Here is a 25,118-nt window from a genome sequence, read left to right as displayed (position 1 = left end):
CGGAAGCAGGCAGGTTCTAGGAACCCGCGGGCGGGGTACCGGCCGGTCCGTTTTCGGCGGGCTGCTGGTCCTCTTCCTGCATCTCTTGAAAGACGTCGCGCAGCGATTTCCCGCCCGCTGGCTTGTCTGCCGGTGCGTCTCCACCAGCCGGCGCCGTCGCGGGTGCGGCGGCAGGTGCTGCGGGCGAGGCAGCCGGAGCAGGAGTGGCCGGAGCCGGAGCAGGAGTGGAGGGCGCGGCGGCGGGAGCTGCGGCCGGCGCGGCGGGGGCCGCGGCCTGGCGCGCTTCGCGCAGCTCGTGCTGCAGTTCGTCGAGCGGCGCGCTGGCCATGAAGTTGTTCACCAACTGCAGCGTATCGGTGAACAGGCGATCGATTTTCCGTTGCAGGAGCGGATCCTTCGAAACGGTACGCTGCTTTTGCGCATCGATCAGCAGGGCGAATTGCTCGCGCGTGCGCAGCGCGCCCAGCTCGTTGTTCAACTTTTCAGCCTCGGCAAGCTTCCCCTCGTCGAGGCGGGCGCGGATCAACGCCATGAGCACCTCGCGACGGACGACCAGGTCGACCAGTTCTTCCTGCAGGCCGACGATGAAGCCTTCGGCCGATACGCGTTCGTCGTCACGCTGCATGGGGGCCTGCACCCTCGCCTCCAGACCAGGCACGATCGGCAGCCGCGCGAGAAACTCGCCGCCGCTCTTCACCACCAGAATGCGGATCGGCTGCGGACCTGGGGGCACCTCGACCACCCCCTGGCTGTCGCTGCGCCCGAGGGAAACTGTCGTCTTATCGTTCGGGCCGTAGGCGAATACCTCGTAGCCGACCAGCGGGCGGTCGGGTTCGGTACGCGAGCACAGCTCCAGTCGCGTGACGCCAGAGGGGGACTTGATCTTCAGCGCCAACTGCTCCGTGCGCCCACGTTTTCTTGCGGCCAACGCCCCGCGGATGCCACTGTGAACGGCGCCTTTCGCGTCGGTGTCCCCCACTTCGTCGATCATCACGTAGGTGTAGGGCACCCCTTGCAGCTTCTTGACCGATCCGTCTCGTTCGTTCAGACGCATGATGGGTCGAAAGATATCGCCCGCAGAGACGAAGCTCAGGCCGGGATCGCGCGGCGGCAGGCCCGCCGCGCGCAGCTTGAGCGTGGCTACCTTGTTCTCGACTTTGTCCACGAGCGCCAGCGGCGTGAAGCTGTCGAAGACCGCGCGCACGACCTCGTTCGTCAACGGCCGGGTTTGGGCATCCTGACGCTCGACCGTGGCGCCCCATGTCTGTGTCCGCACGTCGTACTCGCGCGAACGGATCTTCGTGCCGCGAGAACTCGCCCCGACGGACACCAGCAGAACCTTGTCCGTTTCGAGGGCCGATGGAGGGAGGTCTTCGGCCGTGACCTGCGCGAGATCGTCCAGCAGCAACTGGCGCAGGTGGGCGTCGGGCGCGATCGATTCGATCTGCCAGGCGGCGCCGACCAAAGAGTCGAGTCGATCGACCACCTGGCTGCTCAACCGCGGCGCGTAATCGGCGGGCAATCGCCCGTCGTCGGCCGTGGCCACGATCAGTTGCAGGCGGTAGGGGGTCATATCCCACAGCGATTGCGCCACCGCCGGGATCGCGCCGAGTGCTAGCCAGGCCGCGGTCACGGTGACAAGTACATGGCGGATGATTCGATCCCTCAGGCGTCGTCTCATGGCTGCCCCTGCTCCGACGCTGCGCGCGCGTCGGTCTGGGCCACCCCCACCGGCAGCGGGGCGATCTGCCAGCGTTCGATCTCCTGGTAGAGCGAGACGGGGGCTTCGCCGATACCTTCCAGGTCCTGGTGATAGGCGAAGTAGTCGGTCAGTTGCCAGAGGGGCACGACGGTGACGTCCTCGGCCGCCAGGCGATGGATCTCGAAGAGCTTGTCGCGCGCCGTGCGCCAATCGCTGGCGTGAGCCAATTGTCGCAGGGCCTGATCGAGATACAGATTCGAGGCCCCGGCCAATCCGCCCGAACCGAGCAGTTGGCGCGCATCGACGATCGGTTCCCAGAGGGCCAGTTCGGCGTAGCGCAGGTCGTGGGGGGGGTGCTGGTCGGGTGGTTGCAGCGGATCGAGCTCGACCAGATCGACTTGCAGCCCCAAGACCGCTTCAAGCTGTCGCGCGATCTGCTCGCAGGCGCGGCGGGCGATGTCTTCGGCCGGCAGGGCGATGATGAGCTTCGTACTCTTGATGGCGGCCTCTTGCTCTTCCTGCGTGAGGGGCACCGCGGGAGCCGAGGCCGTTTTGGCATCGGGCGTCGAGGGGGGCGCTGCATCGGCTTGCTCGTCGTTGTTCTTCTTGGCGAGTTCCGACAGGGCCACGCGCGACAGCACGCGTGCCAGATTGGGATCGAAGGGCCGAACGTGTACCTGGTCGTTGTAGGCATAACCGAGCGGAAATGGCCCGCTAATCACCCGGCTGCGCGCGTCGTGGCGCTTGTCGAGCAGATCGCGGCTCAGAATCAATGATCGATTGATTCCATACACCAACGCGCGGCGGAACTGTCGATTGGCCGGCAGCGGTCTCGCAAGATTGGGAATCAGGCAGTGGACCGTCGGTACGCCATAGGACGCGACGGTCACGTTGGGAATGGCATGTACTTTGCCAAGCTGCCAGGGATTCACACGATCGAGCAGCAGGATATCGCCCAAACGCAGTGCCTTGATCGCCGCGTCGGCATCGGCGATGTGCCGTTCGTCGACCAGGTGGGGCTGTGCAGGACCACGATCGAAGTAGTTTTCGTTGAGCGTGTATTGAATGGCGTCCCCTGCGTTCGACTCGATGCGATAGGGTCCATCGGTTGGCACCGGCTGGCGACCTTCACGCACCGCGTCCCAATCGATCACGGGGCCTTGCAGCATCGCTTCGGGCCGGAGAGTGGTGCGCCGCAGACGCACGTTCGTCTCGAACACCGTGGGAACCTCGACGCTGGCGAACAGCTCGGCCCAATCGGAGCGATAGATGGGGCTTTTCGGATCGGACAGGGCCAGGAGTTGCCGCGCGAGATCAGCGCCGCCGAGCACCGCGCCGCCGGGAGACCAGGTGATGTCATGGCGCAAGCGAAAGTTCATGCCGACACCCAGATCGACGCTCTGCATCTCTCCGAGCGGGGAGCGATACTCGCCCCCCTCGACGCCATAGCCGGCCAGCTCGAACAGCCCGCGATGCAGCAATCGCCGACTGCGCCGCGCGGCCCAATCGTCGAGCACGTGGACCTGGCTGGGGTCGGGGGGAGCCGGCTGCGCGACCCCCACTGCCACGTAGGGGAAGCGGCGATTCAGATCGGTGAACAGCGTCCGCGCCGCGGCCAGGTCAGGCCAGATCGTCATGGCGCGCCGGGCCGCGGCATGCGCCTGGCGGATGCGACCGGCCGCCAGTTGTGATTGCGCCTCGTCGACGGCCGATCGCGAACGTTGCTCGAAGAACCCTCGCCACTGCAGGACCGATGCCTCGTCGGGATACTTGGCCGAGAGTCCGGAGAGCAGGCGGCGGGCCGCGGGGAATTCATCCTGCGAGAGCTGCTTCTCGATCAACTTGCCCGTCGTAATGCCCAGCGCGCGCGGCAGACCGGGGGATTGAGGATTGCGATCGTACAGCTCGAGCAAGAGCGCCAGCACGCGATCGTACTGCGCCTGACGTTGCCACGTTTTGGCCTCTTCGAACAGATAGCGTTCGATGGCCTGCTTCACGCCGTCGAAGCCGGCGTGCGTGTTGTCGAGGTAGGCGTAATAGTCGTAGGCGGCGTCGAACTTGCCCGCCGCGACGAGTTTGTCTGCCTCGGACATCACCATTTCTTCCCAGAAGGTGATGCTTTGCACGTCGCGCCAGCGGAGCTCGAACTTTTCGGCCGGCTTATCCGGAAACCGCACGATGATGATGTCCGAGCCGCGCGGGTTCTCGGGACGCCGCCGTCCGACGAACTCGAGCGGTAGCACCTTCAGGTCATTGCCATCCTTGAGCAGGATGCGATCGAAGGGATCCTGTTCGTAGAAAGGGGCCGTGGGGGCCGAGGGCGAGGTGGGAATCGCAGGCCCTGCCGGCGCGTCGACGGGTGGCGGGGTCGCGTTGTCGGGGGGGGCAGGCTGCTCGGCGTTGGGAGTCTCTGCCGCCGGTTCCTGCGCGAGCGCCGTCCAGGCTCCTTGCGCCACGATCGCCGCCAGCGCAAGCAGCACTACGACCGCGCGCCACGGCGTTCGCCGGCGGCGGTACGGTCGGATCGAGGTCTGGCGTGGGTTGAGCATCGAGGAACGGCGACTGGCAGAAAGTGACGAGCGGACGATCCCATTCACGAGCGCTACGGCTGCGGCACGACGTACAACGTTCCATCGTGACCGGCGACGACGAGATTTGTACCCACCGAAAGTGGGCCCGACGCCAAGGGGCAACCGAGCTCCACGCGACCAGTGGATTCGCCGGTGTCCGCCGCGACGCGGTAGACCACGCCGGACACGGTGGCCAGAACGATACTGTCGCCTACGGCGGCAGGTTCTCCGGTCAGGCTGCCGTGGGGCAGGGGGGCCTTCCAGGCGTTTTGTCCCGACGAGTCGAAGCAGTGCATCTGGGCATCCTCGGTCACGAGCACTACATGGTCCCCCGCGCCGTACGGCCCCCAGGCGACACGGCCACCCAAATTCCATGGTTCGCCCGGCGCAAGATCGGGCAATTTGAAGGCTAGAAGCCGGCCTTTCGCATCCACCGCGTAGGCAAACGATCCGGCGACTGCCGCGGGAGTGACGAGTGGTGTTTCGAACTCGACGGTGGCGGCGGCCGCCAGATGCGCCGCCGGCTGTGATTCGACCGTCAGGCGGTAGAGCCTGGTACTGCCGTCGGCGAGCAGGGCCTCAGTCTCGCTGAGGGCCGTGGGACGCAGCCAGCCGATCGTCGCCCCTGCCGCGAGTGCAGGTTGAAAGGGTTCGATCGCGACGGCGCCGGGTTCGGCCGGCACGAACGACACCTGACCACCTTTGCCCGGCGCGAGGAGGCCCCCCGCGATTCCGCCGGGCTGGCAGGCTAGGGTATCGGGCAGGCTGACGAAGCGGGGGCGTCGATCTCCGCCGCCCCCTTGGAAAACAATCACCCGCTGTTCGTCAGCGGCGCCGACGGCCGTCCAGTCGTTGGCCAGTGCGACCAGCCGCGACGCATCGGGGATCGGCATCGAGAGATCGAGGTGTTGATTCGGCTGGCTGGCGACCAGGTTCCCAGCGAGCCTGGCGCTCGGCAGACTATAGATCGAACCGGTGGTGGTCATGCCACCGACGGAGGCGGCAGCCGTGTCGACTTGCGGTCCGCCGGCCAACGGCGCGGCCAGCGCGGTTTCCCAGATCCGCTTGCCATCGCTCGAGCTCACCGCCGAAACGAGCGCGCCGGGCCAGCCTTCTTTGCGCCGGACGTGGAAGAGCACGTTGCCCGCGGCGCGAAGCGGTTGCAGGAACTTGTCGTGCTGATCGTTCACCCAGCGAGGAGAGAGCCGGGCGTTCGCCGCCTGGACGTCATACTTCGTGAAACGATCGTCGGCCACGAAGAGTTGATTGCCCGCCGCCAGGAAGTAGCGTGTGAGGGGCTCACCCTCCTGCGGCGGAGTCGTGGCCACGTTGGTGAGCGGAGTCGGCTGATCGGGCGTGCCGATCTCGAACGTGTAGATCGCGCCTCGGTCGGTGATGACCGATAACCACCGCTCGCGGACGAGTGGCGCGACGTCAACGTGCCCTTCGAGCGGAACTTCTTGCACGGGCTTGAGCTCAAGCCCGTGCTCGTTGCCGACGAAGACACGCAGCACCGACGAATTCAGACGATGGTTGTCGACGAGCAGGACGTAGCGGCTGGCGAGCACCGGCGCGACCCGAATCGTGCCTGGCTCGTGCCCGACATACGTAGCACCGGCACAAGTGCCGTCGGCAAGCGAGATGACGTACAGGGTCGAATGTTCGCCGGGGAGGTACGCGTAACGCTGTCGCGCATCGATGCCGGGCGCTACGGCGAGCTCGTCGGGAATCTGCGTCGATCCGGCGGCGGAGCCCGTGTCGAGCTGGATGCCGATCAGCTTGCCGCTTTTCGTACTGACGAGCACCCGGTCGCGCAGCAGCACGGGATCGGCGACGAGGGGCTCGCCCAGGGGATGCCGCCAGCGGGGCTTGCCGGTGTGCGACTCGACTCGGCAAAGTTCCCGACGCGCGCCGTCGACGAGCAGCAGATCGCTGCCGGCATCGGCATTCAACGGAGTTGGCACGTAGCGCGTCTCGAAGCCAACGAATTGTCGCCAGAGCAGCGTTCCATTCGTGGCATCGAGCCCATAGGCGGCGCCATCGACGAGCGCACTGACCACCTGGCCCTCGACGCCCGGCGCGGCGGCGCCCGTCGTCCGCGCCAGCGAGACGCTGGCCACGATCGGCGATTCCACGGGAGCGGTCTCGGCGGGCTGTTCGGCGGCGGTATACGCGACCGCTGCTTGTTCAGCCTCGACGATCTTCGTCACCGCCTCGACGAGCGCCGCGTTCGATTGGAGATCGGGATAGATTTTCAGCAACTGCTTGCGAACGTCGTAGGCACGGCGGGTCTCGCCGGCGCCCACGGCGTCGTTCATCTCGGCCACGGCCTTGTTCAAGGCCGCTTCGCGATCGATTTCACGCGTGGTGAGCGCCAGCAACTGGTCGATGTTGGTCAGTTGTTGCTCCGACTGCATGGCCTTGGGCACCCAGCGTGCCACAAGGGCCAGTGCCTCGCGCGATTGCTCGACCCGGGCGGGATCTTGCTTCTCGCGGGCCTGCTGGGCGAGCCCCTCGGCGATCGCGGGCAGCAGCGAGGCAAGATCGCCCGAGGCTTCGCCGAACTCCTGCTCGCGCGAGATCTCGCTCAGCACCTGCTTGGCGGTGTCGAGCGCCTTGCTCCAGTCGCCGCCGCCACTTGTGGCTTGGCGCAGTTGTGCCAGTCCGCGATGGACTCGTGCCAGACCCACGCCGGTATGGCTGGGATAGTTCGCCAGGTAGAGGTCGTAGCGATGGACCGCCTGGGTGTACGCGCCGCTGCGGTATTCATTCTCGGCCAGCTCGAGCGCCTGGTCCCCCGTTTCACGGAAGATCGACCAGACCAGCACCCCCAAGGCGATGAACAGCGCGAGCAGTACACCGCCCCCCACCATCATCAGGTTCGAGTCCCAGCCCGATTTGCCCGGCTTGAGCTTCGCCGTGCGGGCGCGTGAAGTGGGGCGTTCCTTCTTCACAAAGGGATCGGCGTCGTCGATGACAACCGCCGTGAGAGCGCCTTCGTCGCTGATCAATTCGAGCTCATCGCCGATCGGCGCCAACTCCTCGTCGGCCGTCGCCAGCTTATCCGGTGTCACGGCCGCGGACTTGCCTGTCGAAGGAGGTGGCGATTTCGAGGCAGGCTTTTTCTTTTCGGAGGATGCCGGTTTGGGGGCAACCGTGTGCGGAACTTCTTCGAGCGGCGCCAATTCGAGCTCGGCGGCAGCGTCCGGTTCGGGCTGAAGCTCGAGCTCGGCGGGAGGCGCGTCGTCCGGAGCCGGCGATTCCTCGCGTACCGGCGAGCGGGAAAAGTCGCGAAAGAACTCCTGCAGGCTCGTGTCGGCATCGGGTTCCAGATCGCTGGCCGAGACGCGTTCCGTCGCAGTGATGGGCGTGCGAAAGAATTCGAGCGCCCCCTGATTTCCCACGCGCGAGGCGGCAAAGGGGGACAGCGCCTGCACGACCTCGTCCGGGGTTTGATAGCGCGCGGTGGGATCGCGCGCCAGCATCCTGGCGATGACCTGATCGAGCTCGGGCGAAATCTCGGGACGCAAGCTGCTGGCGACCGGCGCGTCGCGCGTCGCCCGCGCGAGCAGCTTTTCCATCGTATTCTCGCCCGGGAAGGGGAGCTTGCCCGTCAACAGGCGAAACAGGGCGCAGCCCAGGCTGAAGATGTCGGCGCGGATATCGGCGTGCTTGAAGTTCTCGGCCGCCTCGGGGGCGATATAGTCGGGCGTGCCGATCGTTTGACCGACCCGCGTCAGCGCGCCTTCTTCTTGCGTCTCGCTGACGAAGCGCGCCAGCCCCATGTCGAGCAGCTTGACGACGGGCCGCGATTTTTCCGAGTTCCAGGTGACCAGCATGTTCACCGGCTTGATGTCGCGATGCACCATCTTCTGGGCGTAGGCGTGGCTCAGCCCTTCGGCCGCCTGCATGGCGCACTCGCACGCCGCGGCAATGGGCAGGGGGCCTCTGGCCCGCAGCCAGGCATTCAGGTCGCTCCCCTCGACATACTCCATGACCAGGAAGTGCGTATTGCCGACGCGGTCGGCGTCGAAGGCGGTGATGATATTGGGGTGATGGAGCGCGGCCGCGGTTTTGACTTCGCGATTGAAGCGTTCGACGGCGCGCGGTTTCTTGAGCAAGTGCCGCGCCATCACCTTCAGGGCCACGGTGCGCGCCATCACGTCGTGCTGCGCTTTGAAGACGACGCCCATGCCCCCCTTGCCGATACGGTCGATCAAGCGGTAACGCCCCAGGTAGAACCGATCGCGCCCGGCCAGGAGTTGCCGGGCCTGCCAGAGCGAAATGTACTGCTTCTCGACCAGCCACTTGGCGACGCTGCGCGGATCGACGGGAGTCTTCGACTCGTTGGCGCGGCGCGAGACCTTGGCCAAGAGGTCGGCCGGCAGCAGGCTGCTGCGCCGCAGCACGTTCAAGAATTCATCGATCTTCAACTGGGACATGTCGTTCTTCTCGCGAGGCAAGCGACGCCTGCACTGGTTTGCGGTCGTTCTCGGTGGCCGAAGGTCGGCCGTACGCGGTTCCGGCTACTCGTCGTCCGCCATGCTCGACAGGCGAATGCTCTCCATGCCCACGGCCGTGCCCGAATCCAACACGCGCACCACCGTCTCGTGGGCGGCGTCGCCGCTGGCCATGACCATCAGGCGGGTGGCGCCGGGGCGACCTCCGCTGCCGGCCTTCAATTCGCGGAGCTTCGTGAGGAGCTCGATTTCGCTGTAGGCGGCGGCATCCTCGACCCAGACCGTGTTATCTCCTTCGATTCGCACGACGATGTAGTCGTTGTCCTCTTCCAGCTCTTCGATCGTGCGCGCCTGGGCCGCCGTATCGGTGGGGTCGGGCACCGGCATGTCGATCGACTTCTGCAGATTGAAGGTCGACGTGCAGATGAAGAAGATCAGCAACAGAAACGTCATATCGACCATGGGAGTCATGTCCATCTCTTCGTCCCCCGCGAAGGTGCGCTTGGCGAACATCGCCCCCTCTTCATCCTCGGCCAGGATCTCGGCCGGGGTGAGGGCCGCCGTCTGGGACTTCTGCGGTTCGGAATCTTGCGGCACCTCGATGGACTGACCACAACGCGGACACTTGCCGCGCCGCCCGGCGAGGCCGTCGTCGACTTTCAGTCGCTTGTTGCAGTGAGCACAGTGAAAGCGGATGGTCATGGCACAGCCAGTCGTCGTTCGTTGCTTTCTTCGGCAGCTCCGCCCCGCATCGCGTTCGTCACTCGGCCTCGAACACTCCGATGTAGAGGTGAATTCCCTCCACGGTGGTGGCCGCGGAGGCCACGCGGGTCACCTCGCGATGGGGCACGCCGCGCTCCGCCTTGATGATGACCGTCCCTTTGCCTTCGCGCATGCCCTGCTCGACCAACTCACGGATTTGAGTTTCTTGCGCCTCGTTTTCACCGGCCAGGGGCGTACCCGCCTTGCCGTCTCCCAGGTAGATCGCGGCTCGGCTGCCCCCCGTATCACCCACCGTGATGATCACGGCGGAGTTCTGGCTCACGGCCTTGCCGTAATGCGCCGGCGGCAGGTCGGCCGAGGCCTGCGTATCGATCGACGAGGCCACCAGAAAGTAAATCAGCAACAGAAACGTCATGTCGATCATCGGGGTGATGTCCATCTCGTCGTCGGCTTTCATGGGCCGGCGCGGAGGCAGCACCGCATCGTCTTCGTCGTCGACATAGGGTGGTTCGGCAACGGCGGTCGCGGCCATTTCAACGTCCTCCGACCGGCGCCTGGGTCAGCAACGGCTTGAGCGTATCGAAGAGCCGTTTCAACCCGAGTCCGACGAGATCCTCGAGTTTGCGAATACGGATATTGATGGCGGCCACGGCGAAGATCAGCGGAATGGCGATCGCCAGGCCGTAGGCGGTGGTATACAGCGCGAAGCTGATGTCGCCCGCCAGGCTGGTGGCCTCGACGTTGCCCCCCGCGGCCAGCTTGCCGAACGCGCCCACCATGCCGAGCACAGTGCCGAAGAGTCCCAGCATCGGCGCGCTCTTGATGCAGGTCTGCACCCAACTCAAGCGGTATTCGAGATCGGAAAGGATGTCACGTTGAAAACGATCGGCCACGAAGTGCCGCACCTGGTTGTAGCCCAGGTCGCGGTTGGTCAGCGCTAGGTGTACCAGCTGGGGCACGGCGCGCCCGTCTTCTTCGCACAGTTCGATGGCGGAATCGAAGTCTCCCACGATGAGAAAATCGTCGATCTGATCCATGAATTCGGCTTGCGCGTCCTCGTTGCGAAAACGCTGTTGTTGGATTCGCCGCCAGACGACGACTACGCAGAACGCGCCCCACAAGGCGCAGCCGGCGAGCGCCGCGTAATCCAACCACTCGAGAATCTTCATCAGGGCATCGATATTCATCGGCGGCGTTTCAGTCTCGTGGGTTTGAAAATGGTGGGATGGAATCGTGGGCCGCGCTGGTCCAAGGCCCCGCTAAAAGGCGGTTTGATCGATCACGTAGAACTCGTAGCCGGCGCCGGCCTCGCGCACGCCGAAGCGTGTCTTGCGGATCTTGGTGGCCTCGAGTCCCCGGAAATTGCGCTCGACGTTGGCCAGTACGTTTTCCGTCTCGGGAGGAAAGAATTGCACGACGAGCCGTCCGGCGGAAGACAAGCCCGCGCGGGCGACCAGCTCTTGATCGGCCTGCTGCAGGCTGCCCTTGCGCCAGGTCATATAGAGGCGGTTTTCTTCCGCCGCTGCACCGACGCGCGTCTCGGGCTTGGGCTGCGCCAGACGAAAGGCGTACTGCACCTGGTTCGTGCCGCCGACGACTCCCAACTCGATCTTGAAGAAGTCGAGCTGCCGCGCGTACGATTCGAGCGTGCCGCCATCCTGGAAGAAGATCTCCCAGCGTTGGGCGCGTGGGATGCCGGGTTCACCCTTGCCCGATCCGCGTCCCACCTGGCGGCCATCGCCGTGCGACTTGCCCCCGCCCCCCGACTCGACGTTGTCGGTCTCGGCCGGAGGCGTCAGGTCGGCTTGCAGCGTGGCCACGACCTCGGTGATCTGGTCGAGAGCCTGCTCGATTTGCGGCTCGGTCAATTCGCTTTCCTGCGAGATGACTTCGGCGTCGGGGGCATCGATCTCCATGCTCTCGCCGAGAACGCCGTCCTCGGCGCCTCCGCCGATCTCTTCGAGCAAGACCGGAATCGGAGCCTGCGTGACGAAGATGCGGCTCGTCAGCCAGATGAGAAACAGGCTCGCCACGGCAGCGCCGATCAACATCAGCAGCGAGATCATCCACCCCGCCGCGGTGTCGTAGCTGCTCACCTTCAGTTGGGCGGAGGTGCGCGCGGCCGCCGACCGGCGTCGCGGCGTCGCGGGATTGGAATGGGGCACGGACGGTGAAGACATCGACGCTTACTCCTCGAAATTGGCGTCGGGTCGGACCGTGAGATACCACTCCTTCCAGCGTGCGACGAGCGCTCCACGCTCGGCCGACGAGAGTCCTTCCTGGGCGCGGAAGCCGCTGAACTTGCGACTGATGCGCCGCAATCCATCGACCGCCTTCACGACGACGCGATCGTCCGGATCGGTCAGGGCGTAGATCAAGGTCGGCACGTTGTCGAGTTCCGTAGTGCGCGCCAGGGCCTCGACCGCGGCGATGCGCGCCTCGGGGTCCTCGGCGCCGGCCATGGCACGCAAACGCTCGGCATGCTTGTTGATGACTTCCTCATGGCCTTCGTTGAGCAATTCGCGGAAGCCCTCGATGGCGGCCAATTGATCAGGACTCGACGGATCGCCCATCAGCGTCAGCAATTGCTCGGCCGGACCCGACATGGCACGCGCCGCCACGCGGCCTCCCTTCAATTGCACGTCGGTTGTAGTCTGCGGCAGGCCGCGACCGCCCACCAGCGTGCCGCTCCCGATGCGATTCAATGCCTGCTGAGTCGAGCGGACGAGGAAGAGCGTGGCGAGCGCCGTATCGTGCATTGTCGACAGGTGCGACGACTTGCCGGCCCAGGAGCCGTCCTTGACTTGCGAGCTCAGCAAGTAGCGGGCTCCCTCGTCATACCAATTGGCCGAGCGAGCGCTGCTACTGCTACGGTACAACTCGCGGAACGATTGGTATCGTTCCAGGGCGTACAGATAGTAGCAGGTGTAACCGTGAGGTTCGGAGTCGGGTTGGGCACTGTAGTTCTGCTCGAACCAGGCGTCACCCCGTTGTTCGGTATCGTCCAGTCGCGCTACCGAGACGTTTTGCGTGCGTGGACCGGCGTGCGGCTTTTTCTTGTCTTCTTGGACGCGCCGCAACGCCGTCGAGATGTTCGAGCCGCCTCCCTGTGCGCCCAGGCGGAGATAATCCTGGCAGATGTACAGGCTGCCGACGCCGGCCGCGGTCCGCGTCACCGTCAGGTCCAGTTGCGGGACAAGTGCATCGCCTTTCGGATCCATGGCCTGATAGCCGTAGCCTCCCGACGGGTCTTGAACTCGCAGCAGGAAATTCGTCACGTTCTCCCAGGCGGAGATGGGGATCTCGGCCTCGGCGTGTGATGCTTCCCACAACGCCAGCACGGCGTATTGCGTGCGCGGCACATCCCCCTGACGGCTATGGTCGTAGCCCCACGAGCCGTTTTGCTTCTGCTGCTTCAGCAGCTTTTCGAGCAGCTTGGTGATCTCGGGACGATACTTCTGGGCATCGACCGACGCGAGCAAGATGATCGGTAACGCGGCCTGATAGTTGTCGGTGTCGACACCGGGATCGCCGTTGTCGCCGGCCTTGATGGCCAACTGCACCGCTTCATCGATGCGGGGATGAGTGGCTGGCTGGTTGGCTTTGATGAGTGCCAGCGCGAGCAGGCAGCGTCCCCCCAGGGTCTCGGAACTCGAGCTGAACGCCGAGAGGTATTGAACTGCTCGGGCAACGGCCGCCTTCACTTCGGGGCTTTGAGGGGTCAGGCCTTCCGCGGCGAGCACCGCCGATGGGCGAGGGCCCAGCAAAGCAAGAAGGAAGGCCCCAGCAGCGCCTACGGCGAGCGCGACATGCCGCGTGGAGCGGCGCTGTTGGCGCAGCGCAAGGGTATTCGGACGGCAGAGTAACTGCGTCACCTGGCATTCCTCGATCTCTGAATTCGCGACGGCGCGCCGCGCCTTGCGCGAAAGAGAAGGCTGGGCGAAGAAGTAGGTCGCGAGAGGCAAACTTTTCCGGGCAGCTTACCCACTTGGATCGTAATGACGCCGATTGCTAGTGTCAAGTTTTGCAGCGAACGGAAGTTATTGGCCCTAACCACTTTGCCGCCGGCGGCGGCATGAGGAGGGCAATTGACAACGCCCATTTGAGAACTTACGATTGCCCATTCGCTTGGCCCTTGTGGCGGGCATCCGGACAGGTAGCTCAGTTGGTAGAGCACTGGACTGAAAATTCAGGTGTCGGCGGTTCGATCCCGCCCCTGTCCACTTCCGACGTCGTGGGATGAATCGGTTCCCGCGCACGCATGGCGATACCTGTTGGGGTCGCCTTTTCTATGGGCGAGCGCGAGCTCGCTCCGCGCCTGCCTGGTACGATTTCCCCCACTTTTTTTCGCGCGGCGACCGTTTTTGTTGGAATTCGCCTGGAGCCTTCTTTAGACTGCCGCTTGCCGTTCGAGCGTCGGGCAACTCGCTTCGAACGGCCCCTAAGCATTTCTATCGGGGGATAGCGGGCAGTTTCGGCCAAGGGATGTCTGGGCCGTGGCTGACCCGATTTCGGGCAAGTATTGGCGTTCGATTCGGTTTCGGGTGGGGACGGTCGAGCCATCAGGGGGAGCCCTCATGCTGTCTTGAGGCTAGTTTGTCCGTTGCGCACCGTCTGCGCTCGTGATCGGGTCGTCTCTCTCGGGGGGACAGGCCCATGCTCTTCTGGCCGAAGTTTGCGTTGGGAGCGAATTGGGGATCGTTCCAGCCTGCCATGCTCGAGCGTGGCAGAGCGTGGCTGGCACTGTTTCTGCTGGCCGTGGTTTCGCTCGTGCTTTACGGCCGCATCTACGACAATGACTTTGTCGCCATCGACGATGCCACGCACGTGACGGCGAACCCCCATCTGCGCCCACTCTCGATCTCCGGGCTGCTAAACCTCTGGAGCGAGCCGTACGCCAGCATGTATATGCCGGCGAGCTACACGTTCTTTGCCGCCGAATCCTGGCTGGCAGAAGGTCGCAACGCGCAGGGGCAAACGACGCTCGATCCGCGGGTGTTCCATGTGACGAGTGCCGTGCTGCACGCCCTCAATACGGTTCTCGTCTTCTGCGTGGTGCGCATGCTCATTGGCGATTCGATGGCCTGCTTTTTTGGAGCCCTGCTCTTTGCCTGGCATCCGTTGCAGGTGCAATCGGTCGCGTGGGTATCGAGCACGCCGGGCCTGCTCTGTGCATGTGTTTCGCTGCTGGCGACGCATCAATACTTGCGTTTCCGCGGTGCATCCTGGTCGAACGCCGGCTTGACCGGTGCAGACGACGCGGATCAGGGCCCTCGCTCGTGGCGTTGCTGGGCGCATTACGCGTTGGCATTTTTGGCTTACCTGCTGGCGCTCTTGTGCAAGCCCGCCGCCACGGCATTGCCCTTGATGCTGATCGTAATGGAAGTTGCCTGGTTTCGCCGAGGGCTGTGGCGGGCACTGCTGCTGTTCGGCCCCTGGTTGCTGCCTGCGCTGTGGCTGGCGTCGTTGACACATGAACTTCAGGCCCGTCACGTGGCCGAGTTTGTCTACGTGCCGGTCTGGTGGTTGCGTCCCCTCGTGGCCATGGATGCGCTGGCCTACTACCTGCGCAAGTTGGTTTGGCCGATCGGCCTGGGCATCGATAACGGCCGATCGCCCGAATACTTGTTTCAGCACGGTTGGATCTACGTCCATTGGCTGCTTCCGGCGGGCCTGATGGCGGTGGCGGCATGGTCGTCGCAACGCCGCGCCTGGTTGACGGCCATCGGGCTGTTCGTGGCCGGGGTAGCGCCCGTGCTGGGCTTCGTGCCCTTCGTCTTTCAAGATATTTCAACGGTGGCCAGCCGCTACGTCTATCTGTCGATGCTGGGACCGGCGCTCGCCTTGGCGTGGTTCCTCGCGCAGCCCGTGGGCCGTGCCTGGCGCGGAGAGGTCGTTTTTGCCATCGCCTTGCTGGGGCTGTGTACGGTACGCCAGACGGGCTTCTGGCAGGATACGCGATCGTTGGCGGAACGGGGGCTGGACGTGAACGAGCGAAGCACGGTCTCGCTGGCCGCGCTCGCCCAGTTGGAAATCGCCGAACGAGATTATTCCGAGGCCGAGGAACTCTTGCGACGTGCGGCCGAATTCGACCCCGAAGGGGCCCGCGTATGGACCGATCTGGGATCCTTCTACGTGCATATAGGCCGCGCCGAGGACGCGAAACGCGCCCTCCGACAAGCGGCCCGCGTGTGCAGTCTCGATCCGTTGCCGCATGTCTTGATGGCCAAGTTGCGATTGCAGGAACGCGACTACGACAACGTCATCCTCGAAATGCGCAACTTGTTGCGGGTGATGCCCGACCATTGGGAGGGACGTCGCTATTTGGCGGTCGCGCTGTTCCACAAGCAGCAGTACGAACAAGCCGCCCTCGAGGGAGAGCGAATCGTGAATTCACAGCCCAATCAGACCGAGGTGCGCATGCTGGTCGCCACTTCGCATCTGCGCCTGGGTCGATATGAGGCGGCGCGAGCTCATCTACGGGCCGTGCAAGCGGTGCGGCCTGCCGATGCCAACGTGCGTCGAATGTGGCGGGAAATCGAGGCTCTTGAATCCAGCAGGAAAGGTGGATCTCTCAACGCCGACCCCCACTTGCGAAGCGGAAGAAGGCCCGGAAGCACCTGCTGGCGAGCGGTTGGCGTGCTGCCGGCGTGCTAACCGATCGGCGTTTGCCGGCTTGGCTACACGCGTCGCGGCTGCTAGACAATAGGCCAAACGGTCACGCATCACATGCACCCTGGAATGGCCTTCATGAGCAGCTTTGAAACGATCTCGTTGGAAGTCGACGCGCGTGGGATGGCCCGCCTCAGGCTGAACCGCCCCGAGTCGAAGAACGCCATGTCGCCGCAGATGATCGTCGAGCTGCGCGCGGCGGGGCGCAAGCTGGCCGAGGAGCCCAGCGTGCGAGGCATCGTGCTCACCGGGGCCGGTGACGTGTTTTGCGCCGGCGGCGATCTGAAGGGGATGCAGAAGCAGGCCCAGGGCACCCGGGAGGAACGGATTCAGGATGCCACGGAACTGGCCGAGATGCTTGCCGAGTGGAACATGCTGCCGAAGCCGATCATCGGGCGGATCAATGGATCGGCCTTCGGCGGAGGGATCGGGCTGATTTCAGTCTGCGATCTCGCCATTGGCGTGACGTCGGCCAAATTCTGCCTGACCGAAGTGCGGTTGGGGCTGATCCCGGCGACGATCTCTCCGTACGTCGTCGCCCGGCTCGGCGTGCCGAATGCGCGTCGTGTGATGCTCAACGCCCGCGAGATGGACGCCGCGATGGCGGTGCGGTTGGGGCTGCTGAGCGAGGCCGTCGCGCCGGATGAGTTGGACGCCGCGGTCGAACGCGAGATTTCCGCCCTGCTCCAGTGTGCCCCAGGAGCGGTGGGCAACGCCAAGGCGCTCATTCGCTTTGTCAGCACCCACGACACCCCGGCCAATATCGAGTACACCGCGCGGGCGCTGGCCGACGCCTGGGAAAGCGCCGAAGTCGCCGAGGGAATTCAGGCGTTTCTCACCAGGCAAAAGCCGAAGTGGTGCGTCGAATAATAGATGTAAGCTCGCGATACAGAGAAGCCGATGAGGCGCGTAGGTCAGGTACGCCGTACCTGACAATGTTCGATGTCGCCACTCGATTGATTGTCAGGTACGGCGTACCTGACCTACGCGCTTATTTCAGAGCCAACGGCCGCAGGGCGAAGCCGGCCGTGGTGCCGGCGATCTTGTTCGTGCTGGCGACGTAGCAGAACTCGTAGATCTTGTCGCGCGAAAGCTCCTCGAGGTTGTGGAATTCGAGAATGTGGATGCCCTGCTCGATCAGCAGGTAGCGATGCACCGGGATGAAGGTGTCTGAGCCGGGCGGGGGCGGATTGACTTCCAGACCGCTCGTGTCGGAGCCGATCATCATGGCGCCGAATTGCTCGACGAGATACTTCGCCGTATCGAGCGTGATGCCGGCCGAGTCGTGCTCGGCGAGCAGGTCCTGGTCCGCCCCCTCGGCGCCCCAGTAGCGCAGCGTGCCCGTGCGAAACAGCACCACGTCGCCGGGACGCAGTCCGATCTTCTGCCGCGCGAGGGCCGCATCGACGTCGAGCGGGGTGATGGCGTAGTGCGCCGGCAGGGCCTCGACTCCCTTGAGCGCGGCGATGTCGAGCATGACCCCCCGGGCCACGATCGGTGGGATGGTCGTCGCGTCGCACTTGCGCACACCGAAGTTGCCTCCCCAATCCGCTTCGCGGAAGCCGTTGTACCAGTGATTGTCTTCGCCCACGGTGACGTGGCCGAGTCCGTCGATCTGCGTGCCGACGTTGTCGCTCATAAACAGGGCGCAGCTATGCCAGGCCTGGCCACTGGGGTTCTCGGCATCGGGAAAGTCTTTCTGCCGTTTGACCCCTTCGGGTCCGCGGAAGGTCATGATCTCGGCCGGCGCGTGGCCGGGCCACTTGTAGCTGTTGCGGCTGTAAGTTACCCCCAGATCGAACACGCGGCCGGTCGTGGGAATCTTGAGTGCGGCCTCGATGGTCTCCGGGGTCATGGCGTTCAGCGCGCCCACTTCGTCGTCCGCGCCCCAGATCCAGCCATACCCTTTCCCTTTGACCCAGCCGGGTTTTAGGGCGTCGGCGGGCTTTTGACCTCGTGCGGCAGAGGAAGTGAGCAGGGCCAGCGCCGTCAGAAAGAACATCAGCAAAAGGCTCGATACGAGCCAGCGTCGCGAAAGCATGCGAACCAACATCGCCTGATTCCCCCGTCAGCAAGAATGGGTTCGTACTGTCGCCACGAGCCAGACGTGCGCCCGAAACGTGACGAACGAACGTGCCGGCCAGAGATGCCCGGCGAGCGCGGATTCTAGGTCAGCCTGTGGCACGGGGCAACGCGCGCTCCGGAATGCACCCCGCGTGATATGATAGTGGAAGCCCCCGGAAACCCGTCCATGACCGAAATCGAACAGGCCGCTGCCGAGACCGTCGAGGCTTCCGCCGCCGCGTCGAAGCCTCATTGGCTGACGCCCGACGTCGCGGGCAAGCTGCGCATCGTCTCGGCCATGCTCGTCGTGGCCAGCATCGTCATGTTCGGTTTCTACAGCCTCGAATGGTACAAGGCGCATCGCCTGCGCACCGAGGGGGTGCTGGTCGTGGCACGCGTGATCGATCCCGAATCGTATCTGGGCGTGGCCCGCGGTCGGCACAAGTACACGATGTGGGCCTCGTTCCTGCCGGCGGGGGCCACCGACGAGAAAACCGAGGGTGTGCGGGCAGAGATCAAGATCGACGAGCACATCTTTGCCAAGGCGCTCGAGGAGAAGCAGATCGCGCTGCGTTACGACCCCGACAACGCGAACTACTACGGGGTCGAGGGAGCGATCGCCGCGCCCCCCGGTCCGGCCGCGGCCGCCAGCACGTTTCTGGCCTGCGGCATCGCGCTGTGGATCTACATCGCCGTCGTGCAGCGGCGACTCAGCGCCACGCAAACGGCAGCATCGTGAGCCGCTCGTAGGCCTCGACGTATTTCTCGCGAGTCTTGCGAACGACGTCGTCCGGCAGCGCCGGCGGAGGGCTGTTCTTGTCCCAGCCCGTGGTTTCGAGCCAATCGCGAACGAACTGCTTGTCGAACGACATCTGCGGTCCGCCGGGCTGATACTGATCGGCGGGCCAGAAGCGCGAGCTATCGGGCGTGAGCACCTCGTCGATCAAGATGATCTCGCCGCCGACCATGCCCCATTCGAACTTCGTGTCGGCGATGATGATGCCGTGGCCGCGCGCGTGTTCGGCGGCGCGTTCGTAGATGGCGATGCTCCGCTGGCGCAGTTCCTCGGCCACGCTGTTGCCCACGTAGCGCGCCATGGCGGCGAAGGGGATGTTCTCGTCATGTCCCGATTCGGCCTTGGTGGCGGGCGTAAAGATCGGTCGGGGCAGCTTGTCGCTTTCGGTCAACCCCGGAGGCAGCTTCTCGCCGCACACGGTCTGCGATTGGCGGTACTCCTTCCAGCCCGAGCCGGCCAAATAGCCGCGGACGACACACTCGATCGGCACGACGTTCGTCTTACGTACCAGCATCGACCGGCCGACGAGCGGCTCGAGATCGATCTCCGGCGCAAGGCCGAATTCGTGGACGTCGGTCGAGATCAGGTGGTTCGATTCTCCCAGCAGTTCGAACCAGAACTTGCTCAACTGCGTCAGCACGCGTCCCTTGTCGGGAATGCCGTTGGGCATGACCCAGTCAAAGGCACTCGTCCGATCGGTACTGACGATCAGGAGCTGTTTTCCCAGGTCATAGACGTCGCGCACCTTCCCCCGGCGGACGGGCAGGTCGGGAAGCGAGGTTTCGAGCAGAGGGGACGAAGAGGCGGACATGGGGCGGGGCCTTGCCGGGGAGATATGCTGTGGGGAAGGCCGAGTATAGCAGTCCCCTTTGGCCCGAAACAATTGCCCCGCCGACCGGTGAACTCCGCCCAACGACTGCGGTTCTAGTGATGGGCGAGGACTCTCCACCCTTGCAGAAACGTGCCGACACGGGGACGATCAGTAGTTTATGCGACACGCGGGTTCCCTGTCGTCTCGGCTTGTCGACGAGCAATCAGAGCGTTCGATTCGCTATCCGGAAGTTCGTAGAAATATGTATCAGCGGCTCGTCCACATCCTGGAGATGATTCGCTTCAGCCATACGCTGTTCGCCTTGCCGTTCGCGCTGTTGGCGGCGGTGATGGCCTGGCAAGCACCCTCGACAACCGGCGGACCACCGGTCGCGTTCCGCTGGCAGGATTTGCTCGGCGTGTTGCTGTGCATGGTGTTCGCTCGCAGCGCCGCGATGTCGTTCAATCGGCTGGTCGATGCGCGGATCGACGCCGAGAACCCTCGCACCCAGGTGCGTCACATTCCGGCGGGATTGCTGAGCGTGACGAGCGTGGCGACGTTTGCCCTGTCCTGCGTGGTCGGCTTCGTGGCCAGCACGCTGCTGTTTCTGCCGAACTGGTGGCCGCTATATCTGTCGATTCCCGTGCTGGTGATTATCTGCGGTTACAGCTTTGCCAAGCGATTTACGTCGCTGGCGCATTTCTGGTTGGGGGCTGCCTTGATGCTCGCTCCCATAGCCACCTGGATCGCCCTGCGCGGAGAGTTGGCCTGGCCGCCGGTGATTCTCGGTCTGGCCGTCATGCTTTGGGTGGCCGGCTTCGATATCATTTACGCTTGCCAGGATGTTGACTTCGATCGACAGGCGGGGCTGCGGAGCGTGCCGGTACGATTGGGGGTGGCCGGCGCCTTGCACCTGGCGACGATTTGTCACGCCGGCATGATTGGTCTGTTGGCGGTGCTGCCGCTGGTCTATCCGTCGTTTGGTTGGATCTACTGGTGCGGCATCGGGGCGGTCGCCGCGCTCTTGATTTACGAACACTGGCTCGTGCGCCCCGACGACCTGACGCGAGTCAACCTGGCTTTTTATAATGTCAACGGCGTGATCAGCGTCGGCCTGTTTCTCATCGGCGCGGCCGACTTGCTGATGTAACGGCGCACGAGCGCAAGTAGTAAAGGAACCGTATGATCCGCACGGCCTCGGGAAATCTCGATCAGATTCGTGCCAAGGTTCTGGCCGGCGAGCGGCTCTCGCTCGACGAAGGGTTGTTCCTCTACAGTCCCGAGGCGCCGCTGAATGATGTGGGTGCCCTCGCCAACATCGTCCGCGAGCGGAAGAACGGCAACCTCGCCTACTACAACATCAACACGCACCTGAATCCCACGAACGTCTGCGTCTATCGCTGCATCTTCTGCGCGTTTCGCTCCGACCTGCGCGATCCCAAGGGCTACGCCATGTCGGACGAGCAGATCCTGGCGCGCGGCCGCGAGGCGGTCGAGTCGGGCTGCACCGAGATGCACATCGTGGGGGGCCTGCACCATCAGCGCAAGTACGAATGGTACGTGAACATCATTCGCATCCTGCACGAGGCCTATCCCCGGCTCCACCTGAAGGCCTGGACCGCCGTCGAGATCAACTGGTTCCAGCACCTAACGAAGCTGCCCGTGCGTCGCATTTTGGAAGACATGAAGGAGGCGGGGCTCGGCAGCCTGCCCGGTGGCGGCGCCGAGATCTTTCACCCCGAAGTCCGCGACCGCATCTGCGAGCACAAGGCCGACGCCAAGAACTGGATCGACATTCACCGCGAGGCACATGAGCTGGGACTGCACACGAACGCCACCATGCTCTACGGCCACATCGAGAACGCCTACCACCGCGTCGACCACCTGATTCGCCTGCGCGAGTTGCAGGACGAAACGGGGGGCTTCCAGACCTTCATTCCACTGGCGTTCCATCCCGACAACACGAAGCTGGATCACATTCGCAAACCGTCGGGCTTGATGGACTTGCGGACGATGGCCGTGAGCCGGCTGATGCTCGACAACTTCCCGCACATCAAGGCCTATTGGATCATGCTCGGCATCGGCACGGCGCAGACGGCCTTGTCGTACGGCGCCGACGATCTGGACGGCACGGTGCGGCACGAGCTGATCTATCACGACGCCGGCGCGGAAACGCCCGAGCTGCTGACCGTGGAACAGATCCGCCGGCTGATCGAAGAAGCGGGGCGCGAGCCGCTGGAGCGCGACACGCTCTACCACCGCGTGGTCCGCGACGGCGCGAACTGGGAAACGGCCGAGGCGATTGCCGTGGGGGCTTAGTGGCGTGGGCCGCGTGTAATTACGAGCGGTCGACGGATTCGCGGTCCGCATCCACAGCGCCAGCAGATCGATGTCGTAGCGTCGGCACGTTTCAGCGTGGGATGACTGCCCGGCGAGCGTGTCGAGTTAGCGAGTAGACTTCCTGTCCGATCGCTGCCGCTGAGAAAACGAACAACACGGGCCAAGTGAATAGCACATCGACCCGGATGTTCCAACCCTGGTCGATAGCGTGCAATTCATTCAAGCCAAAAAGCCCCAAAGCATCGCCGTCACCAGTGCCGCGAGATGCCGCCAGACTGGGAGACCGTTTGCGTAGAGCATCGAGATGCCGACCAGCATCAGGTAGCCAGCCGCCATGAGAAATGCCCGCTCGGGGTGCAAAATAAAAAACTCTGCCGGCGCATAAACGTTTTCCAACAGCCATTCCATGGTGTTCTCCCGTTGACGGCGAATTTAGCTCGCAATGCAAGTCCAACGGAGAAGGCGTGCTCGGGCTGCCTCATATCACGCGGTCTGACTGAGAATCTGGAAAAAAGCGTTCGCCCTGCGAAATGCCTGTCACCTCACATCCCCCAAGTCCCACACGCGATAGTGCAACCGTTGTTCTGTAAATGACCTTTGTTGGGTGGGGTTACGAGGTTGTCTTGGGGAGGTAGCGTTTCTCGGTTTGCCACTCATCGTCGGTCTCCATCAGCACCGCGGTGGCCAGGCGGAGCAAGGAGGCTTCGTTGGGGAAGATGCTCGCCACGCGCGTCCGCCGCTTCAGCTCGCGGTTCAATCGCTCCAGCGCGTTATTCGTCCGCAGCCGCCGGCGATGCTCGGCCGGGAAGGCGAACACGGCCAGCCCCTCCGGCACGTTGGCCTCCAACCAGGCCGCTAGCTTCGGCGCCGACGTGACGTGCTTCGACACCATCTGGCCCAGCAGCCGATCCAACACGCGCGTTCGGCGCGGTTAGTACCGAAGCGCAGATCGCGGCGCGCTTCGTCTGCGGTACGTTTGGCATGGAGCAGTCTGATGATTCTCTGCTGCCGGTAATTTGACATCGCTGCCAGGGCACGCCCGCAAATCGGGCCTGCAAGGCGGCCCGCAGTCCGGCGTGATCGTCACTGGTGATCAACCGCACGCCGTACGAAACCACGCAGCGCAGTCAACGAAAACTCGCGTCAATGCACCTCGGCTTCGGAAAGCGAGACGCTCAGGCCCAACACGCTGCGTCGCCCGTCGGGCTGGACGCCGATCGCGACCAAGAGCGCGCAGGAGACCACGGTGCCGCCGATGCGGACCTTTCATGGCAGGCGTCGAGAAAGCAAGTACAGGACCTCGGCAACGGCCGCACTCCGCCAGGCGGTCAGCTCTTCGTCGAGCGTCTGCACGGCGCGGCTGACCTGCATGCTGGTTACTTCGCGGCCGCAGAGTTGCTCCATCACGGCGGTCACCTTCCGCGTCGAGACCCCTTGGAGATACATCTCGGCGACCGCCGCGGCCAACGCGCGCGTTCGCTCCACGTGCCACGCTCCAAAGCCGGCAGATGGGAACTCGATGCCGCGCGCGCAGAGGCACGGCCAGCTCGAGCGTACCCAGGCGGGTGCGAGCGACGCAGCGCCCAGGAAACGGTGGCATAGCCGCGGCGGTCAGGCGATAACGTCGTAGGAGCTGCACGCCCCTTCTGGCTGCGTTAAGCTTCATGGCTTCATTCAACAGCGTCTGCATCGCCTGAGCCATGCCGTCGAAGCCGTGGTCGACCAGCAACTCAAGCAGCTCGTGGAAGCTGCCCGGCGAATCGGAGTCGGCTTGGGTCTCGAAGTCGAGGCGGTTACGATGATCGCGGTGGGTCATGGGCGTGTCTCCTTGGAAATGTGGTAATTCCCAAAGAAAACCGCGTATGGCCCGCCCTTTCCAAGATCACTTCACGCGCGAATGACAGCAATGCTGGCTGCCACGCGTTTACAGAAGGAATGATGCACTACCCCACACGCGGCCGTAGCGGGTGATCATCTGCTTGCGCAGCCGCGCGTGCTCGGGCAGGGCGATGCCGGGGTCTCGCTCGACCAGTGCCAGCGCGTCGCGGCGGGCTTCTTCCAGTACCGGTGAGTCGCACTTCAGATCGGCGATCCACATGGCCGGTATGCCGTGCTGTTTCGTGCCCAGCAGATCGCCGGGGCCGCTCGTACACGAGCCGACGGAACGCGACACGCATTACCACCGCATGGTCCGCGACGGAGGAACTGGGAAACAGCCAAGGCGATTGCCGTGGGGGGGGCTGGCTCAGGAATGAGTGATTACAGATATCAGCTTAGCAGGAGGTTTGCATTCGGGGACAACTCGAGTTCGCATTGTTCGCCGTAGAATGTCGCGCTGAAGAACTCGAGAAACCCCACATGGCCCAAGAGCAGTGTTTCATCTTTCGCACTTGGGATATCGGCAAACTGGATTCTTGCATTCCACCGGCAACTGCTCTCGCCGTCCGATATTTCTAGGTCGACATCTGCAAAGCTGAGCCGCAATTGTTGACCGCCAAAGGCGGTGATTGCTGGACCGCTACCTGGAGTCGGCTTGATGCCGATCTGTTCGGCCACAGATTCTGGAAACACGGTGAAGTCCGCCCCTGTATCAACGAGTCCTAGATATCGGTGCGATCGTGTTGCTCCGTGTATCGTAATGAAAATTTCCGGGCGCATAATCAGCATCGGCTCGCCATCTTCAGGCGCCGTCGAGATTATAGTCGTGTAGTTGAAGATCATGTCCCACCCAAGAAAGGAGTGGTGGGGACTCGATGGAAGACGGGGTCGGTATAACCCCCTTCTTCAACCTGGCGCTCGACTTCCGCCAGGGTATCGCCGTGCGCAATGATACTTGTTCGAGTGCTATTCCATACCACCCATTTGCCAGCGAACTCCGAAGGGATTGGATCTGGACGATCCGGAAATCTTTTCTTGAATTCAGCGACAGTCATGCGCATGGTGTTTCCTCCGTCACCGAATTCTAAACCTGGCCCTAAAC

Annotated in this window: 22 protein-coding genes and 1 tRNA gene; 7 read left to right on the top strand and 16 right to left on the bottom strand. The window is 63.9% G+C overall.

What is annotated here, in order from left to right:
- Window positions 1-16 precede the first annotated feature (16 nt).
- From KF708_08625 to KF708_08590, 8 genes are all read right to left on the bottom strand, one after another.
- Complete coding sequence (locus KF708_08625) at window positions 17-1,681, bottom strand: hypothetical protein (GenBank protein MBX3412738.1); 1,665 nt, start codon at window positions 1,679-1,681, stop codon at window positions 17-19.
- A complete protein-coding gene (locus tag KF708_08620) occupies window positions 1,678-4,251 on the bottom strand; it encodes a hypothetical protein (GenBank protein ID MBX3412737.1) in 2,574 nt (857 codons plus the stop codon). Before KF708_08620 ends, KF708_08625 begins: the two co-directional genes overlap by 4 nt.
- A 53-nt stretch (window positions 4,252-4,304) precedes the next feature.
- Window positions 4,305-8,714, bottom strand: coding sequence for a protein kinase (locus KF708_08615; GenBank protein ID MBX3412736.1), 4,410 nt, complete (start codon window positions 8,712-8,714; stop codon window positions 4,305-4,307).
- Window positions 8,715-8,798: 84 nt separating this feature from the next.
- Window positions 8,799-9,434: a biopolymer transporter ExbD gene (locus KF708_08610; protein MBX3412735.1), complete on the bottom strand. Its 636-nt coding sequence runs from the start codon at window positions 9,432-9,434 to the stop codon at window positions 8,799-8,801.
- A 58-nt stretch (window positions 9,435-9,492) separates the two neighbouring features.
- On the bottom strand, window positions 9,493-9,987 hold the full coding sequence (locus tag KF708_08605; GenBank protein MBX3412734.1) for a biopolymer transporter ExbD: 495 nt from the start codon (window positions 9,985-9,987) through the stop codon (window positions 9,493-9,495).
- 1 nt (window position 9,988) lies between these two features.
- A complete protein-coding gene (locus tag KF708_08600) occupies window positions 9,989-10,642 on the bottom strand; it encodes a MotA/TolQ/ExbB proton channel family protein (protein ID MBX3412733.1) in 654 nt (217 codons plus the stop codon).
- Between the two features lie 72 nt (window positions 10,643-10,714).
- Window positions 10,715-11,635, bottom strand: coding sequence for a hypothetical protein (locus KF708_08595; protein MBX3412732.1), 921 nt, complete (start codon window positions 11,633-11,635; stop codon window positions 10,715-10,717).
- A 6-nt stretch (window positions 11,636-11,641) separates the two neighbouring features.
- Entirely contained in the window at window positions 11,642-13,330 is a 1,689-nt protein-coding gene (locus tag KF708_08590) for a HEAT repeat domain-containing protein (protein ID MBX3412731.1), read from the bottom strand.
- A gap of 275 nt (window positions 13,331-13,605) precedes the next feature.
- On the opposite strand from KF708_08590, the gene KF708_08585 reads away from it, so the two are divergent.
- The 3 genes from KF708_08585 (at window position 13,606) to KF708_08575 (ending at window position 16,997) form a co-directional block, all read left to right on the top strand.
- Window positions 13,606-13,678, top strand: a tRNA-Phe gene (locus KF708_08585).
- Window positions 13,679-14,111: 433 nt separating this feature from the next.
- Window positions 14,112-16,112, top strand: coding sequence for a tetratricopeptide repeat protein (locus KF708_08580; GenBank protein ID MBX3412730.1), 2,001 nt, complete (start codon window positions 14,112-14,114; stop codon window positions 16,110-16,112).
- A gap of 93 nt (window positions 16,113-16,205) precedes the next feature.
- The gene (locus KF708_08575) at window positions 16,206-16,997 is read left to right on the top strand and encodes a crotonase/enoyl-CoA hydratase family protein (protein ID MBX3412729.1); all 792 of its coding nucleotides are present in this window, start codon (window positions 16,206-16,208) and stop codon (window positions 16,995-16,997) included.
- A 121-nt stretch (window positions 16,998-17,118) separates the two neighbouring features.
- On the opposite strand, the gene KF708_08570 is transcribed toward KF708_08575, so the two are convergent.
- A complete protein-coding gene (locus KF708_08570; protein ID MBX3412728.1) occupies window positions 17,119-18,180 on the bottom strand; it encodes a cyclase family protein in 1,062 nt (353 codons plus the stop codon).
- A 198-nt stretch (window positions 18,181-18,378) separates the two neighbouring features.
- Between KF708_08570 and KF708_08565 the strand changes: the two genes are divergently transcribed.
- A complete protein-coding gene (locus tag KF708_08565) occupies window positions 18,379-18,930 on the top strand; it encodes a hypothetical protein (GenBank protein ID MBX3412727.1) in 552 nt (183 codons plus the stop codon).
- Here KF708_08565 and KF708_08560 read toward each other — a convergent pair.
- Entirely contained in the window at window positions 18,902-19,798 is an 897-nt protein-coding gene (locus KF708_08560; GenBank protein MBX3412726.1) for a phosphoribosylaminoimidazolesuccinocarboxamide synthase, read from the bottom strand. The two genes, KF708_08565 and KF708_08560, sit on opposite strands and share 29 nt — an antisense overlap.
- Before the next feature lie 262 nt (window positions 19,799-20,060).
- On the opposite strand from KF708_08560, the gene ubiA reads away from it, so the two are divergent.
- Both ubiA and mqnE read left to right on the top strand, forming a co-directional pair.
- Window positions 20,061-20,948: a putative 4-hydroxybenzoate polyprenyltransferase gene (gene ubiA, locus KF708_08555; GenBank protein MBX3412725.1), complete on the top strand. Its 888-nt coding sequence runs from the start codon at window positions 20,061-20,063 to the stop codon at window positions 20,946-20,948.
- 32 nt (window positions 20,949-20,980) lie between these two features.
- Window positions 20,981-22,117: an aminofutalosine synthase MqnE gene (mqnE, locus tag KF708_08550; protein MBX3412724.1), complete on the top strand. Its 1,137-nt coding sequence runs from the start codon at window positions 20,981-20,983 to the stop codon at window positions 22,115-22,117.
- 240 nt (window positions 22,118-22,357) lie between these two features.
- Here mqnE and KF708_08545 read toward each other — a convergent pair whose 3' ends face one another.
- The 6 genes from KF708_08545 to KF708_08520 all read right to left on the bottom strand — a co-directional run bounded on the left by KF708_08545 (window position 22,358) and on the right by KF708_08520 (window position 24,859).
- Entirely contained in the window at window positions 22,358-22,546 is a 189-nt protein-coding gene (locus tag KF708_08545) for a hypothetical protein (GenBank protein ID MBX3412723.1), read from the bottom strand.
- Window positions 22,547-22,908: 362 nt separating this feature from the next.
- A complete protein-coding gene (locus tag KF708_08540; protein MBX3412722.1) occupies window positions 22,909-23,241 on the bottom strand; it encodes a transposase in 333 nt (110 codons plus the stop codon).
- A 40-nt stretch (window positions 23,242-23,281) separates the two neighbouring features.
- On the bottom strand, window positions 23,282-23,383 hold the full coding sequence (locus KF708_08535; GenBank protein MBX3412721.1) for a transposase: 102 nt from the start codon (window positions 23,381-23,383) through the stop codon (window positions 23,282-23,284).
- A gap of 21 nt (window positions 23,384-23,404) precedes the next feature.
- Window positions 23,405-23,623: a transposase gene (locus KF708_08530; protein ID MBX3412720.1), complete on the bottom strand. Its 219-nt coding sequence runs from the start codon at window positions 23,621-23,623 to the stop codon at window positions 23,405-23,407.
- Between the two features lie 439 nt (window positions 23,624-24,062).
- Window positions 24,063-24,311 carry a hypothetical protein gene (locus KF708_08525; GenBank protein MBX3412719.1) on the bottom strand — a complete coding sequence of 83 codons (249 nt, stop codon included), beginning with the start codon at window positions 24,309-24,311 and terminating at the stop codon, window positions 24,063-24,065.
- Window positions 24,312-24,406: 95 nt separating this feature from the next.
- Window positions 24,407-24,859 carry an aspartyl protease family protein gene (locus tag KF708_08520; protein ID MBX3412718.1) on the bottom strand — a complete coding sequence of 151 codons (453 nt, stop codon included), beginning with the start codon at window positions 24,857-24,859 and terminating at the stop codon, window positions 24,407-24,409.
- Between the two features lie 32 nt (window positions 24,860-24,891).
- Here KF708_08520 and KF708_08515 point away from each other — a divergent pair, with 32 nt between their 5' ends.
- Window positions 24,892-25,104 (top strand): hypothetical protein, encoded by a 213-nt coding sequence (locus KF708_08515; protein ID MBX3412717.1) that lies wholly within the window; start codon window positions 24,892-24,894, stop codon window positions 25,102-25,104.
- Window positions 25,105-25,118: the final 14 nt, after the last annotated feature.

Source organism: Pirellulales bacterium (assembly GCA_019636335.1).
GTDB lineage: Bacteria > Planctomycetota > Planctomycetia > Pirellulales > JAEUIK01 > JAHBXR01.
Note: the sequence above shows the minus strand (reverse complement) of the source record. Positions and strands in the feature narration are given on the sequence as shown.

Bases quoted from the DNA above. Each gene is read 5' to 3' on its own strand.
- KF708_08625 (MBX3412738.1), bottom strand. From the start codon at position 1,681: ATGAGACGACGCCTGAGGGATCGAATCATCCGCCATGTACTTGTCACC.
- KF708_08565 (MBX3412727.1), top strand. From the start codon at position 18,379: ATGACCGAAATCGAACAGGCCGCTGCCGAGACCGTCGAGGCTTCCGCC.
- KF708_08605 (MBX3412734.1), bottom strand. From the start codon at position 9,987: ATGGCCGCGACCGCCGTTGCCGAACCACCCTATGTCGACGACGAAGAC.
- ubiA (MBX3412725.1), top strand. From the start codon at position 20,061: ATGTATCAGCGGCTCGTCCACATCCTGGAGATGATTCGCTTCAGCCAT.
- KF708_08580 (MBX3412730.1), top strand. From the start codon at position 14,112: ATGCTCTTCTGGCCGAAGTTTGCGTTGGGAGCGAATTGGGGATCGTTC.
- mqnE (MBX3412724.1), top strand. From the start codon at position 20,981: ATGATCCGCACGGCCTCGGGAAATCTCGATCAGATTCGTGCCAAGGTT.
- KF708_08570 (MBX3412728.1), bottom strand. From the start codon at position 18,180: ATGTTGGTTCGCATGCTTTCGCGACGCTGGCTCGTATCGAGCCTTTTG.
- KF708_08610 (MBX3412735.1), bottom strand. From the start codon at position 9,434: ATGACCATCCGCTTTCACTGTGCTCACTGCAACAAGCGACTGAAAGTC.
- KF708_08575 (MBX3412729.1), top strand. From the start codon at position 16,206: ATGAGCAGCTTTGAAACGATCTCGTTGGAAGTCGACGCGCGTGGGATG.
- KF708_08600 (MBX3412733.1), bottom strand. From the start codon at position 10,642: ATGAATATCGATGCCCTGATGAAGATTCTCGAGTGGTTGGATTACGCG.
- KF708_08620 (MBX3412737.1), bottom strand. From the start codon at position 4,251: ATGCTCAACCCACGCCAGACCTCGATCCGACCGTACCGCCGCCGGCGA.
- KF708_08520 (MBX3412718.1), bottom strand. From the start codon at position 24,859: ATGATCTTCAACTACACGACTATAATCTCGACGGCGCCTGAAGATGGC.
- KF708_08615 (MBX3412736.1), bottom strand. From the start codon at position 8,714: ATGTCCCAGTTGAAGATCGATGAATTCTTGAACGTGCTGCGGCGCAGC.
- KF708_08595 (MBX3412732.1), bottom strand. From the start codon at position 11,635: ATGTCTTCACCGTCCGTGCCCCATTCCAATCCCGCGACGCCGCGACGC.
- KF708_08515 (MBX3412717.1), top strand. From the start codon at position 24,892: ATGGAAGACGGGGTCGGTATAACCCCCTTCTTCAACCTGGCGCTCGAC.
- KF708_08545 (MBX3412723.1), bottom strand. From the start codon at position 22,546: ATGGAATGGCTGTTGGAAAACGTTTATGCGCCGGCAGAGTTTTTTATT.
- KF708_08560 (MBX3412726.1), bottom strand. From the start codon at position 19,798: ATGTCCGCCTCTTCGTCCCCTCTGCTCGAAACCTCGCTTCCCGACCTG.